We start from the raw sequence: 14,865 nt of genomic DNA, 5'->3' as shown, positions 1-14,865 counted from the left end.
GTCGCGAGGACGAACAAGGACCGGAATAGGGAGTCGCGATGACAGCTCTGGTGAAGCGGTGCGAGGTTGACCGTTGACCAGCAGCCGCGAGCGCGCCCAGATCGCGGTCTCTGTGCTGGACTCGCCGAGCACCGAGTCGGACACCAGCGATGCCGGCCGCCGCAGCCGGGTGCGTACCCCCTCGCGCACCGCGGCCCGCGGCATTCGCAAGGCCACCGCGCGAACACTGTCGATTCCCGCCAAGAGCGCCGCGACCACCGGTCGGGGCGTCATGCTCGCGGCGGCGGTGCTGCGTTACTCCGTGACCGACACCCTGACCCTGAAGCTGCCGTTCGGCGAGCTGATCATCCAGGCCTGGACTCTGCTGAAGGTCACGGCACTGCCCGCGGTCCTGATGGCCATCCCGTTCGGTGCGATGGTGGCCGTGCAGCTGTCGGGTCTGGTCAACGAGGTCGGCGCCAACTCGCTGGTCGGTTCCGCCACCGGTGTCGCGGTGCTGCGCCAGGGCGCGCCCGTCACGGCCGGGCTGTTGATGGGAGGCGCGGCGGCGGCCGCCATCGCCTCTGACTTCGGAGCCCGCGCCATCCGGGAGGAACTCGACGCCCTCCGCACACTGGGTATCGACCCCGTGCGGCGGCTGGTCGTGCCGCGATTCCTCGCGCTACTGCTCATCACCCCGATCCTGGTCGTGATCGTCCTCGCGATGGGTGTCGGCGCCGCCTTCCTGATCGCGACGCTCGTCAACGACGTGACGCCCGGCAGCTTCTGGTTGTCCTTCGGAGCCTTCGCCAAGATGGTGGACGTCTGGTTCACCCTGGCCAAGGGATTCGTGTTCGCGGCGATCGTCGCGGTGATCTCGTCGCAGCGCGGCATGGAGGCCAAAGGCGGGCCGCGCGGCGTGGCCGACGCGGTGAACGCGTCGGTGGTGCTCAACGTGATCCTGATCGTCGTCGTGAACCTGGCCATCACGCAGTTGCAGACGATGTTCTTCCCGATGGCGGTCGCGTGATGGCTGCGTCCTCCTCAGCGCCGTCGAAACCGCTGCGCATCCTCCGAGCCCCGATCAACGGGTTCAACCGGGCCATGCAGAACGCCGGGCAATGGGTGACCTTCGTGTTCCAGACGTTCTGGCTGTTGCCGATCACGGTCCGGAAGTACCGCCGGGAAACGATGCTGGTGATGAACAACCTCGCGTGGGGGCGCGGGTCGATCATCGTGGACGGCGGCGTCATCAGCGTGCTGGCGATCCTGGGCGTGACGGTCGGTGCGATCGTGGCGATCGAGGCCTTCGCCACCCTCAACCTCATCGGTCTCGGCGCGCTCGCCGGCGTCATCGGCGGGTGGGGCAACGTCCGTGAGATGGCGCCTCTGGTGGCCGGGGTCGCGTTCGCGTCCCAGGCCGGATGCCGGATGACCGCCGAGATCGGCTCGATGCGTATCTCCGACGAGATCGACGCCGCCGAAGCCATGGGGCTGCGCTCCATCCCGTTCGTCGTCGGCACCCGGGTCATCGGCGGGCTGATGTGCGTGATCCCGGGCTTCCTGCTGACCCTGGCGATCAGCTTCATCACCGCCGACACGGTGATCCGGGGCTTCTACGGTCAGCCCGGCGGCACCTACGACCACTACTTCATCCAGTTCCTCACCCCGACCGACCTTCTCTACTCGCTGTTGAAGGCCGTCGTGTACTGCACCGCGGTGACGATCATCCATTGCTACTACGGCTTTTTCGCCTCGGGCGGCCCGGTGGGTGTCGGGGAGGCCTCCGGGCGTGCGATCAGGACGAGCCTCGTCACGATCATGGTGCTCGACCTGGCGACGACAGTCATGCTGTGGGGCCTGCGCCCGGAATTCGTGTTCAAGGGATAAGGGGCCGCAGCAATGTTGTTCCGAATGACCGCAGAGGCCGAAGCGCGGACGCTGAGGCTGATCGGCAGCGCGTTGACGTTGTGTGTGACCGTCGCCGTGCTGTTCACCGTGTTCAACCCGTTCGCCGGGCGACCGGCGAATCAGATCGACGTGGTGATGGACCTGCCGTACGTCGGGCAGGGTGTGACGGTCGGTACGCCTCTGCTGCTGCACGGCGTCGAGGTCGGACAGGTCACGAAGGTGTCCAACATGGCCGGCGGTGCCGTCCGGCTCGACACCGAGATGCAGTCGACCTCCACCGCCGAGCTGACCGACACGATGGTCGTCGACTTCCGGCCGGCCAACTACTTCGGCGTGACGGGTATCAATCTCGGTGCGGGACAGGGCGGCTCCCCGCTGCGCGACGGCACTCTGATCACCACGGTGCCGAAGGGCAACTTCACGCTTCAGACCCTGCTCGCGCGGCTCGGTGAGCTCACCGACGGGGTGGTGACGCCCCAGTTGATCGACGTGGTCACCAAGGCCACGCAGTACACCGACGCGCTCACTCCGATGCTCGAGACCCTGGTGGTGACCGCGGAAGCGATCACCAAGGTCCAGACCGTCAGCACCGAGCAGCTGCTGCGCAACGCGACGGGGATCAGCGTCGCGTTCCCCGGTTTCGTCGACGCGGCAACGGCAGCGGGCGACGGCTTCAACCAGGGCAGCGGCTTCGTCACCTTCAACGTCTCCAGTGATAAGGCGCTTCCGTACGACGGCGAGCAGCTCGTCCCCGGGCAGCCGCAGTCGGAAGAGTTCTGGCAGACGCGAACTCGTGCGACGCTCGACCTGCTGGCGAACTCCTTCTTCGGCGCGGTGGGTCAGCTGCTGTCCTCCCATCCGAGTGATCTACTTCCCGCCGTCGGTCTGGTCAAGACGATCACCGACACCGTCCCGGGATTGGTGGCCCCAGCCGGAATCGCCGACTCGATGGTCGAGTTGCGCACGCGGTTCGAAAAGCTCTACTCCGGGTCACCCGAGCAGCGTGCACTACAGGTTCACATCCTGCTCGATACCTTGCCCGGGGTACAGGCACCGGTCAACGCCATGGGAGGACCGTGATGAAGCCTTGGGGTGCGCTGTGGCGTTTCCTGGTGTGTGCCGCCGTTGCCGCGCTGATCTTCGTCGTGATCGTCAACGTGTTGCGCCAGCCGGTGGCAAGTCAGACCCGCTCCTACACAGCCGAATTCACGGATGTTTCCGGACTGCATGTCGACTCCGACGTGCGGGTGCGCGGGGTGCGGGTCGGTAAGGTCCTCTCGGTCGACTTGGAGCGTAAGGCGGGCCAGAGCATCGCCGTTGTCGGGATGAGCTTGGACAGCAGGTATTCCGTGGTCGGCGGTACCCGGCTGGCGGTGAAGTACCAGGCGCTCACCGGCCTTCGGTACGTCGACGTCGTCGACCCGTCCGAGCAAGACTCCCCAGCCGACGTGATCAGCCATGTGCCGCTGAGTCAGACCCAGCCGTCGTTCGACATCACCACGCTGTTCAACGGGTTACAGCCCGCACTGGCAACTCTGAGCCCGGAGGACATCGACATCTTCACCGAGAACGCCGCGGCGCTGCTGGCCGGAGACGGGAGCGGGCTTGGACCGATGCTCGACAGCATCCGGAAGCTGACCGAGTTCGTTTCCAATCGCCAGGAGGTGGTGGCGACCCTGATGCGCAATCTGTCGACTCTTGCCGAGACCTTCGGCGGTCACTCCGCGGACTTCGTCCAGATCCTGGAATGGTTGAACCGCCCGATCGACGCGTCGCTGACCGTGCTCGACGAATTCCGCAAGTCCGAGCTCTACGGACCAGGATTCACCTCCGCGGCGGTGCAGCTACTGAAGAACATCGGATTCACACCGGGCGAGGCGGACATCGACGACGGCCTCGATCGCGCCTTGACCGTGTTCGACGACTACAGCGACGCGTTCAAGCGCATACCGGTGATGTGGGACAACGTGCAGCTGCCCGCTGAACCGGGCACACCGCTGCCGTGTTCGCGGGGTCAGGCGCAACTGCCCGAATCGCTGGACATCCTGCTCAACGGACAGCGGGTGGTCCTGTGCAATCCCTGAAGTTCTTGTCCAGCCAGATGTTCTGGGGCGTCACCGCGCTGCTGACGGTGGTCGTGGTGGCGGTCACCGCGGCGGCGGTCTACATCCGCCCACCCGGCGAGCAGTCGCTGGTCTTCTACACCACCGACGCGGCAGCCATCCGTCCCGGCGACAGCGTCCGGATCGCCGGGATCACGGTGGGGAAGGTCAAGGAACTGGCGATCGAACCCGAACAGGTCAAGGTTCGCGCGATGGTTGACAAGTCGGCCTTCGTCGGGGACCAGTCCCAGATCCAAGTCCGGATGCTGACGATCGTCGGCGGCTACTACGTCAATCTGGTGTCCCTCGGCAATGTCCCGCTGGGCGACAATCCGATCCCCGCCGAAAGGGTCACCGAGCCGTACAACCTGATGCAGGCGCTGACCGATGCCACCAAGGTCACCGACCGGGTCGATCCGAAACCCATCAACGAATCGTTGAACCAGGCGCAGGCCGGCCTGACCGGGACGAACGTCGAGACGTTGTCGGCGATCATCGACGCGGGCAACGCGCTGACGGGCACCATCGAGCGTCAGCGCGGCCAGATCTCCGAGATCCTGAACATCTCCGACGAATACATCCGTGAGCTCGCCCAGTTCACTGGCAAACTCCAGGAACTCGTGCGCAAGATCGCGATTCTGGAGCAGACGCTGGTTGTCTACGGCAAGGGCTTCGGCGGCGCGCTGGGCGGCATGGGCGACATCGGCGACGCATTCCTCGAGCCCTTCGGCCGGTTCTGGGCGAACCATCGCGAGGAGTTCATCGAAAAGGTCCGTGAGTGGCAGGACAGGTTCAGACGGTGGGCGGACTACAACAGCAGGCTCATACCGCGATTGCGTCGGGTGCGCGACAAGATCGAACGGGTTCTCGACGCCCAGAATGCCCGGCCGGAGCTTCTCGCCACCGACCTGTGTATCCCGATGCCCGGAAGTCCCTGCTGATGCGCGGAATTCGGAAGGCGCTCGCGGTCCGCGCAACGTCGACGCTGCTGGTCGCGGTGACAGTCGGTGCGGCAGGAACCTCCTGCGCGACAGCACGTTCCGAGGGGTCGACCTACTGCGCGATGATGCCGGACACCATCGGCCTCTATGTCGGCAATCCGGTCACCCAGATGGGGTACCGAATCGGCGAGATCACCTCGGTGACTGCCGGACCGGAAAGCGTGCGCGTGGATTTCGCCGTCACCGAGAAGCGGCCGTTGCCCGACGACGTGAAGGCCGTGATCCGGTCCCCGTCGATCCTCGCCGACCGCTCGCTCGAACTGGTCGGCAACTACTCCGGCGGACCACAGCTACAGGCCGGTGGCTGTGTGCCACTGGACCGTTCGATGTCCCCGAAGACGTTGTCCGAGGTGATCGGTTCGGCCGACACCTTCCTCGACGCGATCAATCCCGAAGGATCGACGAACATCGCCGACACCGTGCGCGGTCTCGACCAATTGATCCAGGGCAACGGAGCCGACGCGGGAAGCCTGGTCACCAGGACGTCGGCGCTGCTCGACAGCCCTGACCAGTCCATCGCCGACATGGGATCGATCATCGGCAACCTCGCCGAGTTGACCACGGCGCTGAAGGACATGCGGGACCCCCTGAAACAGGTCCTGCAGGACGCGCGCACGACAACCGGCGACGTCGCCACAGCATTGGACGGCACCGCCCGGCTCGCAGGCACGACCGAACTCGGCAACCTGGGCCCACTCATCGAGGCGGTCGCCGTACTGGAGACCCGGCTGGGTGACGAAACACAGCTCACTCTGGACACGCTGAGCGCGAGCGTACGCAAGGCCACACCACATGCGAACGCCTTCGCCGCGCTGCTGAACCCGGTGCCGTGGTGGATCAACTCGGCCGCCCAGCATTACAACGAGCGTCACTTCAACGTGTTCAACATCGCCTACCGGCCCCCGATGTACCGCGTGCGCGCACACGACGGTCTCGCGCTGTGCGGGTTCATGAACAGCTCCGTACCGGGCAGCTGTGCCGACGTCAACGGCATTCCGTACGCCGTCGACGTCGCGCTGCTGCAGTACGTCCTGATGGAGGCAAACCGGCGATGACGCGACGGATCCTGACAGCGGCGATCGGTGCGGCAGCGGCCGCGCTGCTGTCGTCGTGTGCGTCGATCAGCGTGAACTCGCTACCGCAGCCGGGAGCCAAGGGCTCCAACGGCTACGACTTGGTGATCGAGTTCAACAACGTGCTGAATCTGCCGGACCGGGCCAAGGTGGTGCTCGACGGCACGGTGGTCGGAACCGTCGACCGGATCGATCTCGCGGACGACCGCGTCGACGTCACCTCGCGGATAGACCAGAACGTCGCCGTGCCGTCGGACATCAGCGCGACCCTGCAACAGTCGACGGTCCTCGGCGACACCTATGTCGCCCTTGAGCGGGTGTCCGCCGGAGATGCCGGTGTGACACCCCTGCAACCGGGCGAGCGGATCCCGTTGACGCAGACGACATCACCGCCGCAACTCGAGGACACCATCGCCAACCTGGCCAACTTCGTCGGAAGCGGCTCGATCCAGCGGATCCAGAACTCGATCCTGCGGGTCAACAAGGTCACACCGGCGCGCGTCGACGAACTGCGAGCGATGGTGGAACGGGTGACGGTCGATCTGTCCGACCTGTCGGACAACATCGACACCGTCGACCTCTGGCTCGACGGTGTGAAGGGGACCGTCGACGTGATGTACCGCAACCAGGCGGTGTACGAGTACTGGCTTTCCCCCGACGGCATGACCGGCTTCGACCGGGCTACCCAGACCGCCGGCTACATCGGCACCGTACTGCCGTCGATCGGCAGTATCTACAGCGGCGGCTACTGGCTGGTCCCGATGCTGAACTCGCTCGCCGACGCGATGGGGGCCATCCAGCAGACGAAGTGGGACGTCGAATCCGAGGTGCCGGCATGGCGTCGCCTGTTCCTCGAAGACTTCCTGCCCGCGGACAAGAACCCGGCGATCAACATCACCTCGATCAAGACACCCGACGGGCGTGAGCTGATCGACAACGTGGAAGACGTCTTGCGGATTCTGGGGGCGACACCATGAGAACTGCGAAAAACGTTCTGTCGTTTGGCGCTTTTGCCGTGATCATCGTGATCACGGTCAGCTACATCGCGTCGTTCGGGGTCCACAAAGGCCCGCCGGATGATCGCCTCAATCTCTCGATGGACGTTCCGGACGTCAAGGGTCTCGTGGTCGGTTCGAGTGTGCTGCTGCGCGGTGTCCCGGTCGGCAAGGTGACCGGGATCGACGCGTCGGTGCACGCCGCGACCGTCGACTTCTATGTCACCGGTGATCAGCGCATCCCTGTTGACAGCGAGGTCCGCCTCGACAACCTGTCGGCGCTCGGCGAGGCCTACATCGGTCTGATGCCGCGCACCGACACCGGCCCGGTGCTCACGGACGGAGAGCACATCGCCACTGAATCCATAGTGGCGCCGCCGTCCATCTCCGAGCTGTCCACCAGTGTGGTTCGGGTGCTCAATCAATCGGATCCTGTGCAACTCGCGCGCACGGTCAACGAGGTGGACCTGGCTCTGCCGGATCCGGACGTGGTGCTGCCGAACCTGGCCCGGGCCGGCCAGCTGTTCCGGAACATGGTGGTCAGCATGGACGGCCGCGGGCAGGAGGTGCTGGCCAACTTCCAGACCCTGCTGCAGAACGCGGACTGGGTCGGGCCGGCACTTGCCGACATCGCGCCCGGTGTGCGCGCGGCGGGCGAAGGTATCGAAGGCACCTACGTCGGGATGATGAAAACTGTCGCCTGGAACAACCCGGCCAACATGGCGCTGTTCCAGCAGTTCCTCGGCAGGATCCAGGCTTTTCTGGACACCCGCGGGCCCGACGTGAAGGTGCTGACCCAAGCCCTGACCCCTCAATTCCGCGGGATCGGTGGCGCCCTGATGAATTTCGACACCGGACGGATGCTGTCCAACGCACTGTCCGGGATACCGGAGGAAGGGGCGATCACACTTCGTGTCACCATCCCCGACCGCTGACGCAGACCCGCCTACCGAAGTCTCAGGAGGACCCATGACGATCACCGACACCGACAATCTCGACGACACCGAGTCAGCCGATGACCAGCCCGACACCGACGCACCGAAACGGCTGACCAAGCAGACCAGACAGATCTCGATATCCGTGCGGGGACTGGTCATCGGGGCCGTCATCGCCGTACTGGCCGTGGCGGTCGGTGTGCTGACATGGCTGTATATCGGCGCCGAGGACAAGCTCAGCGCCGAAGCGCGCACGGCGGCCGAGCGCAGCCAGGCCGAGACGGTCGCGACGGACTACGCCGTCAACGCCGCGCAGATGGACTACCAGGACTTCGAAGCGTGGAAGCTCAAGCTGGTCAACGGAACATCGCCGGAGCTGAAGGAGAAGCTGAGCACGGCCGCGGACTCGATGCAGGAGATCCTCGCGCCGTTGCAGTGGAAGTCGAGCGCACTTCCGCTCGCCGCGAAGGTGCGTTCGGACACCGGCGGCATCTACGTCGTCGATGCCTTCGTCAGCGTGCTCACCAAGACCGTGCAGGCGCCCGAAGGGCTGCAGTCCACCGCGACCTACAGCGTCACCCTCGACGGCAAGAACAACTGGCAGATCACCGATGTCGGCGGTATCGATGCGGCCCTCGGAAAGTAGCTCCTGAGTTGGGCACCGGCATCAGAACTGTGGCGGTCGCGATGGCGGCGGCACTGTCGGCAGCACTGTCGGCGGCGGTCCCACCCGCGACGGCACAGCCGCTTCCCGATCGCGAGGGTATGCCGCGCCCCCTTCCCGCGGTCGTACCGGCACCCGACGGATGGCAGCCCAAGTACCCGTTCCCGTACGACCAACTCCGCAACCACGTCACCGAGCGGGACATCACGGCCGAACGTGAACTGTGTCAGTGGTTCGACGCGCAGTACTTCGAGCTCAAAGAGCAGATCGAGGCCTTGAACAATGCCATCATCCGGCACAACGGCAGCTTCGACGCGCCCGAAGTCGCTCAGCGGTTCGGTGTGGTGGTGGCCAACCTCGACCAATCGCTGGCCTACATGACACCTCGGGCCCAGGCACTGACCCAGGCCTTCGACTCGGCAGGAGACATGTACTTCCCGATCTATCAGGGCGATGCCTTCTATGCGCTGTGGCAACAACTCTCGAATGTGAGTAACGGGCTCAAGGCCCGCCAACCCACATGGTTCACCGGCCCGTCGTTCCTGCACGCACAACGCATGGGCAACAAGATCAGCAGGTCCGATGTCTGCGATTAGGGCGTGTGCCGTCGCCGCGGCGCTGGCTGTCGGCGCGGTGATCGCCCCGCCCGCAGCCGCCGATCCGTATCCGCCTCTGGCCGGGGCGATCTCGTCCGCACGTGACGGATCATCCTGCGGCGCGCCGCGGTACGACGCGAAGGCCGAGCATGTCGCGGAGATCGTCAACCGTTCGACGTTCGATTACCTCAACCACACCGCGGAGAACATCCCCGCCGACGACCCGCACCCGACCGCGATCGCCAGGGATGTCGGGATCGACGGCACCAGGGTGATGTCGCTGCAGGGGGCGGGCAAGGTGGAAAGTGACGCGATCAAGGGCGTGGTGATCGAGGGCTACCAGGCGCTGGCCGACTGCGGATACACCGATTTCGGTGTGAGCATGCTTTACGAGCCGGTGTCGGGCTACCACCTGGCGGTCGTCGTATTGGTGGGCCCATGAGCGCGCCCCGGAACCGCCGCGGCGCAGCGGTCCTCGCCTGCGCCATGATGCTGAGCTCCGTCGGGAGTCCCGCCAACGCGTGGGCGGACGATGTCGTGCTCTACGAAGTGCTGTCCGGCCAGATCGCGGTGGCCAACATCGAGTGGCAGGATGCCACCGGCCGCAGGTACACGCCCGGCGCGACCCTGCCATGGCGCGCCGCGGTTCCCGTTCAGGCGCCGCTGGGCCCGCCACCGAACGGCAGCCAGATCCGCGCGGAATGGCGGCGGAACGCGTGGCCCGCCAAGTGGGTCACGGTTCGTATCTCCTACCGCGGCAAAGTGATCTGCCAGAACACCCTCGACGTCGGTAACGCCGCCTGCTATGGCGCCACCGCCCGCGTCACCTGACCCCGGAGGTGCTGACTCGTGAAGTCGCTGTTGCTCGCCTTGATCGGCGTGATGATCCTCGCGTTGGGCACGGCAGGGTTTGCCGGCGCACAGCCGGAAGCTGTTGACACACAAGCGGAGCCGTGGCCTGATATCCGCTACTACGATCGACTCGACCCGGGCGCCTACGTGCAGCCTGGCGGGGTCTGGTTCACGGCGCCGACCGGACAGAACTGCGGCATCTGGGGGTTGGGGAACTTCGGCTGTGCCGGGGTAGTTCCGGGAGCGGCGCCGGGAACCAGCCACATCGGGTGGATCAACGGTGACCGTGCCGTGCACTACGACTGGTCGATGAATGTGCGGTTTCCCCCGACGAAGGCGAAGCTGCCTCTGCCGCCGCGCAGTTCGGTTACCCACGAGGGGACGACCTGCGCGGTGACGCCCGACCAACGCACCTACTGCGAGCGGGGGCCGCTGCGCTTTCTCATCGGGCCGACTCGAACCTGGCTGTCCGCCCCCTGGATGGACCTGAGCTGGCAGGTGCTGGGACCCGCGTCGTGCAGTCCGCCGGGAGGCGGCCCCTGCTACCGCTGACGGGCTCGTTATGCAGCGGTCTTCTCGCGACTGCCGAGATGTGCGGCTTTCCCGAAGTTGTCAAAATTTAACTAGAAATAGATTACAGTGGACGCCATGTCGTGGATGGCTCCGGTGGTCACCAACGGGATCGATGCGCCGGTGAGCGAAGTCGGTCAGTGGGTCGCCACCGGTCTAACCTGGGGTCTGGCCGTGATCGTCGCGGTGTGGGTGGTCAACGTCGCCCGGCAGGAACGCTCGATCTGGCCGCTGTGTGTGGCGGTCAGCGGCACCTTGGCCTGTCTGATGGAGCCGTTGTTCGATCACCTCTACGGGCTGTGGTTCTGGGAAGAGGGCCAGTGGAACCTCTACACCACCTTCGGTAGCGCACAACCGGTGTGGGTGCCGGGCGCCTATCTGATGTTCTACGGGGGCGCCACCGTGTTCGTCGCGCGCTATCTGCAGCGCCATCCGAGCATGCGGTCCGTCTGGCGGATGTATGCGTTCATCGTCGTGATGGCGATCGCCGCCGAGATGACCTATGTCAGCATCCTCGGCGTCTACACCTATCAGGACAGTCAGCCGTTCGTGCTGTTCGGCTACCCGATCTTCCTGGGGTTCACCAACGCGATGTCGGCGCTCGTCAGCGGAATCCTGGTCTACCGGCTGGTCCCGCTGCTGCGAGGCGTCGGCTACCTGTCGCTGATCCCGCTGGTGCCAATGGCTTTCGCGGCCGGCCTGTTCGGATCGGGGATCCTGTATCTATCGGTGCGGCACGGCATCGAGGACCCGCCGATGCTGCTGGTGCATGTCGCCGCGCTCACGGTCGTCGGCGGTATCGCGAGCACCGTCGCGTTGCTGGGCAGACTGTTGGTCGAACCGCGGGCGCGCGAGAAGCTACTTGTGGCTCAGTAGGCCGTTGCGCACCAGGGTCTGCGCGTTGCGCACGACCTCGTCGATCGAGAACTTGCGCGGGTCGAACCATTCGGCCGCCCAGTTCAACCCGCCCATCACCAGCAGCTGGGCGGTCCTGACATCGAGGTCGGGATCGATCATGCCCTCGGCGAGGGCCTCGTCGAAGAGCTTTCGCCACAGTCGGCCGTAGCCGACTTCCTCCTTGCGCTGCCGGGACCGCAGATGCTCCGGAATCTGGCCGGAGTTGCGGATCGAGGCGGTGGTGTAGTCGGACAGCTCCAGCTCGTGACGCAGGTGTGCTTCGACCGCGGTGAGGATCTTGTCCATCGGAGACATGTCGGCGGGTAAGCCGTCGACCACGTCCTTGAGGTAACGCCGCATCTCGGCGATGCCGGCGAACATCACTTCCTCGATCAACTCTTCCCGTGACGAGAAGTAGTAGTAGATCGCGGGGGCCTGGATCTCGGCGTACTCCGCGACGTCGCTCAGACGGGTCCCGGCGTAGCCCTTCACGCTGAGGACGTGGGCTGCGGCATCGAGAATGCGGGCTCTGGTCCTGGCGGATTTCGTCTCCGCCTCCGGGGCGATGCCGGCCCGCGTCGCCGATTGCTTTCTGGGCACTGTCCGATGATATGCGGTCCGATCCACCGCAGACCTCACGACTTCTCGGAGGTTAAAACCGCGGGACGGCGGGGAACCCGGTAGCCAAGGCCGGCCGCCGATACGCCGAAGTGTCACGCGGCCCGCGGAGATTCCTTTCGATGTGAGGAAGGTGTGACATGAAGCAGTTGACATTCGTCACCGGCGCCGGCGCCATCGCGGCTGCGGCGGCACTGGCCTTTTCCGGCAGCGCACTCGCCGAACCGGACGACCCGGCGCCCGCACCCGGCGGCACCGCGGGCGCGGCCCCCACCGCCGCCGACGAGGTTGCCGCGCTGCAGGCGCAGGGCAAGAGCGTCCAGGTGGTCGGCAACGACGGCGGACTCCTGGAGAACTGCGAGGTCGTCAACACCGTCGAAGGCGCCGAGGCCAATACGGTGATGATGGAGGTCGACTGTGGCCTCAACTACCCCTGAGGCCTCGACTACCCCTGAGTGGGTCGGTCCCCGTCGGGTTCGGTGATCTCGGGAGCCAGCTCCCGGGTCGCCATCCCGCCGTCGCGGCCGTGGTCGGCGGGGCCCGGTGGTGCCGTATCGGTATCGGTATCCGTGTCGGTATTGCCGACCGTCGACGAATCCGAGTCGTCGTGAGACCCGTGAGAACCCTTGCTCATCGTTGCCGCCCTCCGCTCTGGTGCGGGTTCGGGGTACCCGGTCGCGGGACGAAATATCAACCCACCGGGCCGGGATAGTGGCCTGACGTCAGGCGTACGCTGCAGCCCGTGATCGAAATCCCACTGAGCGAGATGCGGAACTGGTTCGGATTTGGGGTGGCGGGCAACTTCGCGGGCCACCTGGAACAGGCGGGGGAGGCGGTCGACTTCGTCAACGTCGCCAGCGAGGGCGCCGCACCGAAGGGCATCTTTCCCTGGTACGCGCCCGGCTCCGAGACATTCCTCGGTGAGTTCCCGCTGTCCAACGACGAGATCGTGCTGCCCGCCGAGACCGACGGCCCGCTGAATCTGCAGATCGAACCCGAGGTCGGACTCGCCTGCCACGTGGTGTGGGAGGGCGACACCGTCGTCACCTTGCAGCCGTTCGCGCTCGGCGCGTTCAACGACTGCTCGATCCGACGGCCGGGCGCCCCGAAGATCAGCCACAAGAAGAACTGGGGACCGTCGTCGAAGGGGGTCTCCGGCGAGTTCTTCGACATCTCCGACCTCACCCCCGACGGACCCACCGCGACACTGCGCCTGGTCTGCTTCCTCGATAGTGGCGGCGAGGAACACGAGTACGGCGTCGACAGCCCGCTGATCGGCTACTCCTACTACGGCGAGGTCCTGCTGGACTGGATCGTCGAGCGGCTCGCGAACCAGAAGGGGTCCCCCGAGACCCCGCTCGAGGACGTCGGTGCGTTGATGGTCGCCAGCGGCCATCCGGAGAACGTCCTGATCGGTATCGGGGCGACCCGCTACACGTCGTTGGGTGAGTCGACGTTCCTCAAGCCGGGTGATCAGGCGATCGTGCGCGTGTACGACACCGAGTCCGACGCGGCTGCGGTGCTGCGCCAGCACGTCCGGTAGTTAGCCGAACTGTCGTACTTACGGTAGCCATCGCGGTTACCATGGCGCTGCTATGACGAGCAGCGACGATGTGACGGTTTCGGGCCAGCGGGCCCTGGTGATGGGCGCGAGTGGCAATGTCGGCGCGTGCGTGGCCCGCCATCTGGCCGCCGGTGGCGCCGACGTGCGGGTGCTGTTGAGACCGTCGAGCTCGACCCGCGGGATCGACGGCATCGAGGTCGACCGGACCCTCGGAGACCCGTTCGATCCGGACACGGCCGCGGCCGCCATGGCCGACCGCGACGTCGTCTACTACTGCATCGTCGACACCAGGGCCGAGCTCAAGGATCCCGCTCCGCTGTTCGCGACGAACGTCGAAGGCCTGCGCAAGGTGCTCGACGTCGCGGCGACGGCGAACCTCGACAAGTTCGTGTTCCTGAGCACGATCGGCACCGTCGCCGTCGGCGACAACGGTGAAGAGGTCGACGAGGACACGCCGTTCAACTGGGCCGACCGCGCCGGCGGCTACATCGAATCCCGGCGCGCCGCCGAACAACTGGTGCTGTCGTACGCCGCCGAACGGGGCGTCCCCGCCGTGGTGCTCAACGTGTCCAACCCGTACGGCCCGCCGGACTGGCAGCCGCGCCAGGGCATGTTCGTGCAGATGGCCGCGCTGGGGAAGATGCCGTTCTATGTGCGCGGCGTCGGCGCCGAGGTGGTCGGTATCGACGACGCGGCCGACGCGATGCTGCGCGCGTCGGTGCGGGGCCGGGTCGGGCAGCGCTACATCGTCTCCGAACGGTTCATGACCCACCGGGACCTGGTGACCACGGCCGCCGACGCGGTCGGCGCCCGCAGGCCGCGGATCGGTGTCCCGAAGGCGATGGTGTACGGGTTCGGAGCTCTCGCCGACGCGATCGGATCAGTTCTGCCCGTACAGATTCCGATGAGCCGGCAGAGCGCGTTCCTGTTCGCGCACACGTCCCCGGCCAGCCACGCCAAAGCCACCCGCGAACTGGGTTGGAAGCCGACGCCCACCGAGGGGTTCATCGCCCGGGCCGCCGAGAACTACCTGCAGCGCCAGCAGGTGGGCGTCTAGCTTTCGCGCTGTGAGTCAAGGTTGACGTCGGGCGTGGATGATCTGCCGAGG

The 14,865-nt window shown here is 65.9% G+C and carries 19 protein-coding genes; 17 read left to right on the top strand and 2 right to left on the bottom strand.

All coding sequences use genetic code 11. The annotated features are described in order from the left end of the window. The first annotated feature begins 73 nt into the window (after nt 1-73). The 14 genes from BST38_RS11415 (at nt 74) to BST38_RS11350 (ending at nt 11,554) form a co-directional block, all read left to right on the top strand. Nucleotides 74-1,009: an ABC transporter permease gene (locus BST38_RS11415; RefSeq protein WP_420872517.1), complete on the top strand. Its 936-nt coding sequence runs from the start codon at nt 74-76 to the stop codon at nt 1,007-1,009. Beyond that, complete coding sequence (locus tag BST38_RS11410; RefSeq protein ID WP_083143413.1) at nt 1,009-1,869, top strand: MlaE family ABC transporter permease; 861 nt, start codon at nt 1,009-1,011, stop codon at nt 1,867-1,869. The genes BST38_RS11415 and BST38_RS11410 overlap by 1 nt, the downstream gene beginning before the upstream one ends. Nucleotides 1,870-1,893: 24 nt before the next feature. Beyond that, complete coding sequence (locus BST38_RS11405; RefSeq protein WP_083143556.1) at nt 1,894-2,970, top strand: MlaD family protein; 1,077 nt, start codon at nt 1,894-1,896, stop codon at nt 2,968-2,970. Continuing rightward, nucleotides 2,967-3,974: an MlaD family protein gene (locus BST38_RS11400; RefSeq protein ID WP_083143412.1), complete on the top strand. Its 1,008-nt coding sequence runs from the start codon at nt 2,967-2,969 to the stop codon at nt 3,972-3,974. The genes BST38_RS11405 and BST38_RS11400 overlap by 4 nt, the downstream gene beginning before the upstream one ends. Nucleotides 3,975-3,991: 17 nt before the next feature. Beyond that, the gene (locus BST38_RS11395; RefSeq protein WP_083143554.1) at nt 3,992-4,933 is read left to right on the top strand and encodes an MlaD family protein; all 942 of its coding nucleotides are present in this window, start codon (nt 3,992-3,994) and stop codon (nt 4,931-4,933) included. Beyond that, nucleotides 4,933-6,048, top strand: a complete 1,116-nt coding sequence (locus BST38_RS11390; RefSeq protein ID WP_083143555.1) for an MlaD family protein — start codon at nt 4,933-4,935, stop codon at nt 6,046-6,048. The genes BST38_RS11395 and BST38_RS11390 overlap by 1 nt, the downstream gene beginning before the upstream one ends. Continuing rightward, nucleotides 6,045-7,043, top strand: a complete 999-nt coding sequence (locus BST38_RS11385; protein ID WP_181791987.1) for an MlaD family protein — start codon at nt 6,045-6,047, stop codon at nt 7,041-7,043. Before BST38_RS11390 ends, BST38_RS11385 begins: the two co-directional genes overlap by 4 nt. Further along, nucleotides 7,040-7,996: an MlaD family protein gene (locus tag BST38_RS11380; RefSeq protein WP_083143411.1), complete on the top strand. Its 957-nt coding sequence runs from the start codon at nt 7,040-7,042 to the stop codon at nt 7,994-7,996. Before BST38_RS11385 ends, BST38_RS11380 begins: the two co-directional genes overlap by 4 nt. A gap of 34 nt (nt 7,997-8,030) precedes the next feature. Continuing rightward, nucleotides 8,031-8,642, top strand: coding sequence for a hypothetical protein (locus tag BST38_RS11375; protein WP_083143410.1), 612 nt, complete (start codon nt 8,031-8,033; stop codon nt 8,640-8,642). Nucleotides 8,643-8,683: 41 nt separating this feature from the next. Then, the gene (locus tag BST38_RS11370) at nt 8,684-9,256 is read left to right on the top strand and encodes a hypothetical protein (RefSeq protein WP_083143552.1); all 573 of its coding nucleotides are present in this window, start codon (nt 8,684-8,686) and stop codon (nt 9,254-9,256) included. Next, nucleotides 9,243-9,698 carry a hypothetical protein gene (locus BST38_RS11365; RefSeq protein WP_083143409.1) on the top strand — a complete coding sequence of 152 codons (456 nt, stop codon included), beginning with the start codon at nt 9,243-9,245 and terminating at the stop codon, nt 9,696-9,698. The genes BST38_RS11370 and BST38_RS11365 overlap by 14 nt, the downstream gene beginning before the upstream one ends. After that, on the top strand, nt 9,695-10,087 hold the full coding sequence (locus BST38_RS11360) for a hypothetical protein (RefSeq protein ID WP_420872518.1): 393 nt from the start codon (nt 9,695-9,697) through the stop codon (nt 10,085-10,087). The genes BST38_RS11365 and BST38_RS11360 overlap by 4 nt, the downstream gene beginning before the upstream one ends. A gap of 51 nt (nt 10,088-10,138) precedes the next feature. Then, the gene (locus BST38_RS11355) at nt 10,139-10,660 is read left to right on the top strand and encodes a hypothetical protein (protein ID WP_083143550.1); all 522 of its coding nucleotides are present in this window, start codon (nt 10,139-10,141) and stop codon (nt 10,658-10,660) included. 96 nt (nt 10,661-10,756) lie between these two features. Continuing rightward, nucleotides 10,757-11,554, top strand: coding sequence for a hypothetical protein (locus BST38_RS11350; protein ID WP_237160742.1), 798 nt, complete (start codon nt 10,757-10,759; stop codon nt 11,552-11,554). Here the strand turns inward: BST38_RS11350 and BST38_RS11345 are convergent. Further along, nucleotides 11,537-12,175, bottom strand: a complete 639-nt coding sequence (locus BST38_RS11345) for a TetR/AcrR family transcriptional regulator (RefSeq protein WP_420872519.1) — start codon at nt 12,173-12,175, stop codon at nt 11,537-11,539. The two genes, BST38_RS11350 and BST38_RS11345, sit on opposite strands and share 18 nt — an antisense overlap. 158 nt (nt 12,176-12,333) lie before the next feature. On the opposite strand from BST38_RS11345, the gene BST38_RS11340 reads away from it, so the two are divergent. Beyond that, nucleotides 12,334-12,630, top strand: coding sequence for a hypothetical protein (locus BST38_RS11340; protein WP_083143407.1), 297 nt, complete (start codon nt 12,334-12,336; stop codon nt 12,628-12,630). An 8-nt stretch (nt 12,631-12,638) separates the two neighbouring features. Here BST38_RS11340 and BST38_RS11335 read toward each other — a convergent pair whose 3' ends face one another. Next, the gene (locus tag BST38_RS11335) at nt 12,639-12,827 is read right to left on the bottom strand and encodes a hypothetical protein (protein ID WP_083143406.1); all 189 of its coding nucleotides are present in this window, start codon (nt 12,825-12,827) and stop codon (nt 12,639-12,641) included. A 108-nt stretch (nt 12,828-12,935) separates the two neighbouring features. On the opposite strand from BST38_RS11335, the gene BST38_RS11330 reads away from it, so the two are divergent. Together BST38_RS11330 and BST38_RS11325 are read left to right on the top strand one after the other, a co-directional pair. Beyond that, a complete protein-coding gene (locus tag BST38_RS11330; protein ID WP_083143405.1) occupies nt 12,936-13,736 on the top strand; it encodes a DUF5718 family protein in 801 nt (266 codons plus the stop codon). Nucleotides 13,737-13,788: 52 nt separating this feature from the next. Beyond that, nucleotides 13,789-14,814: an NAD-dependent epimerase/dehydratase family protein gene (locus BST38_RS11325; protein WP_083143404.1), complete on the top strand. Its 1,026-nt coding sequence runs from the start codon at nt 13,789-13,791 to the stop codon at nt 14,812-14,814. The last annotated feature ends 51 nt before the right edge of the window (nt 14,815-14,865 follow it).

The organism is Mycolicibacterium parafortuitum, from assembly GCF_002086815.1.
Lineage (GTDB): Bacteria > Actinomycetota > Actinomycetes > Mycobacteriales > Mycobacteriaceae > Mycobacterium > Mycobacterium parafortuitum.
The sequence above is the reverse complement of the archived record's forward strand: the minus strand, read 5'-3'. Positions and strand labels throughout refer to the sequence as shown.

Bases quoted from the DNA above. Each gene is read 5' to 3' on its own strand.
- BST38_RS11340 (WP_083143407.1), top strand. From the start codon at position 12,334: ATGAAGCAGTTGACATTCGTCACCGGCGCCGGCGCCATCGCGGCTGCG.
- BST38_RS11380 (WP_083143411.1), top strand. From the start codon at position 7,040: ATGAGAACTGCGAAAAACGTTCTGTCGTTTGGCGCTTTTGCCGTGATC.
- BST38_RS11375 (WP_083143410.1), top strand. From the start codon at position 8,031: ATGACGATCACCGACACCGACAATCTCGACGACACCGAGTCAGCCGAT.
- BST38_RS11385 (WP_181791987.1), top strand. From the start codon at position 6,045: ATGACGCGACGGATCCTGACAGCGGCGATCGGTGCGGCAGCGGCCGCG.
- BST38_RS11365 (WP_083143409.1), top strand. From the start codon at position 9,243: ATGTCTGCGATTAGGGCGTGTGCCGTCGCCGCGGCGCTGGCTGTCGGC.
- BST38_RS11360 (WP_420872518.1), top strand. From the start codon at position 9,695: ATGAGCGCGCCCCGGAACCGCCGCGGCGCAGCGGTCCTCGCCTGCGCC.
- BST38_RS11355 (WP_083143550.1), top strand. From the start codon at position 10,139: ATGATCCTCGCGTTGGGCACGGCAGGGTTTGCCGGCGCACAGCCGGAA.
- BST38_RS11395 (WP_083143554.1), top strand. From the start codon at position 3,992: ATGTTCTGGGGCGTCACCGCGCTGCTGACGGTGGTCGTGGTGGCGGTC.
- BST38_RS11410 (WP_083143413.1), top strand. From the start codon at position 1,009: ATGGCTGCGTCCTCCTCAGCGCCGTCGAAACCGCTGCGCATCCTCCGA.
- BST38_RS11350 (WP_237160742.1), top strand. From the start codon at position 10,757: ATGTCGTGGATGGCTCCGGTGGTCACCAACGGGATCGATGCGCCGGTG.
- BST38_RS11335 (WP_083143406.1), bottom strand. From the start codon at position 12,827: ATGAGCAAGGGTTCTCACGGGTCTCACGACGACTCGGATTCGTCGACG.
- BST38_RS11370 (WP_083143552.1), top strand. From the start codon at position 8,684: ATGGCGGCGGCACTGTCGGCAGCACTGTCGGCGGCGGTCCCACCCGCG.
- BST38_RS11405 (WP_083143556.1), top strand. From the start codon at position 1,894: ATGACCGCAGAGGCCGAAGCGCGGACGCTGAGGCTGATCGGCAGCGCG.
- BST38_RS11325 (WP_083143404.1), top strand. From the start codon at position 13,789: ATGACGAGCAGCGACGATGTGACGGTTTCGGGCCAGCGGGCCCTGGTG.
- BST38_RS11390 (WP_083143555.1), top strand. From the start codon at position 4,933: ATGCGCGGAATTCGGAAGGCGCTCGCGGTCCGCGCAACGTCGACGCTG.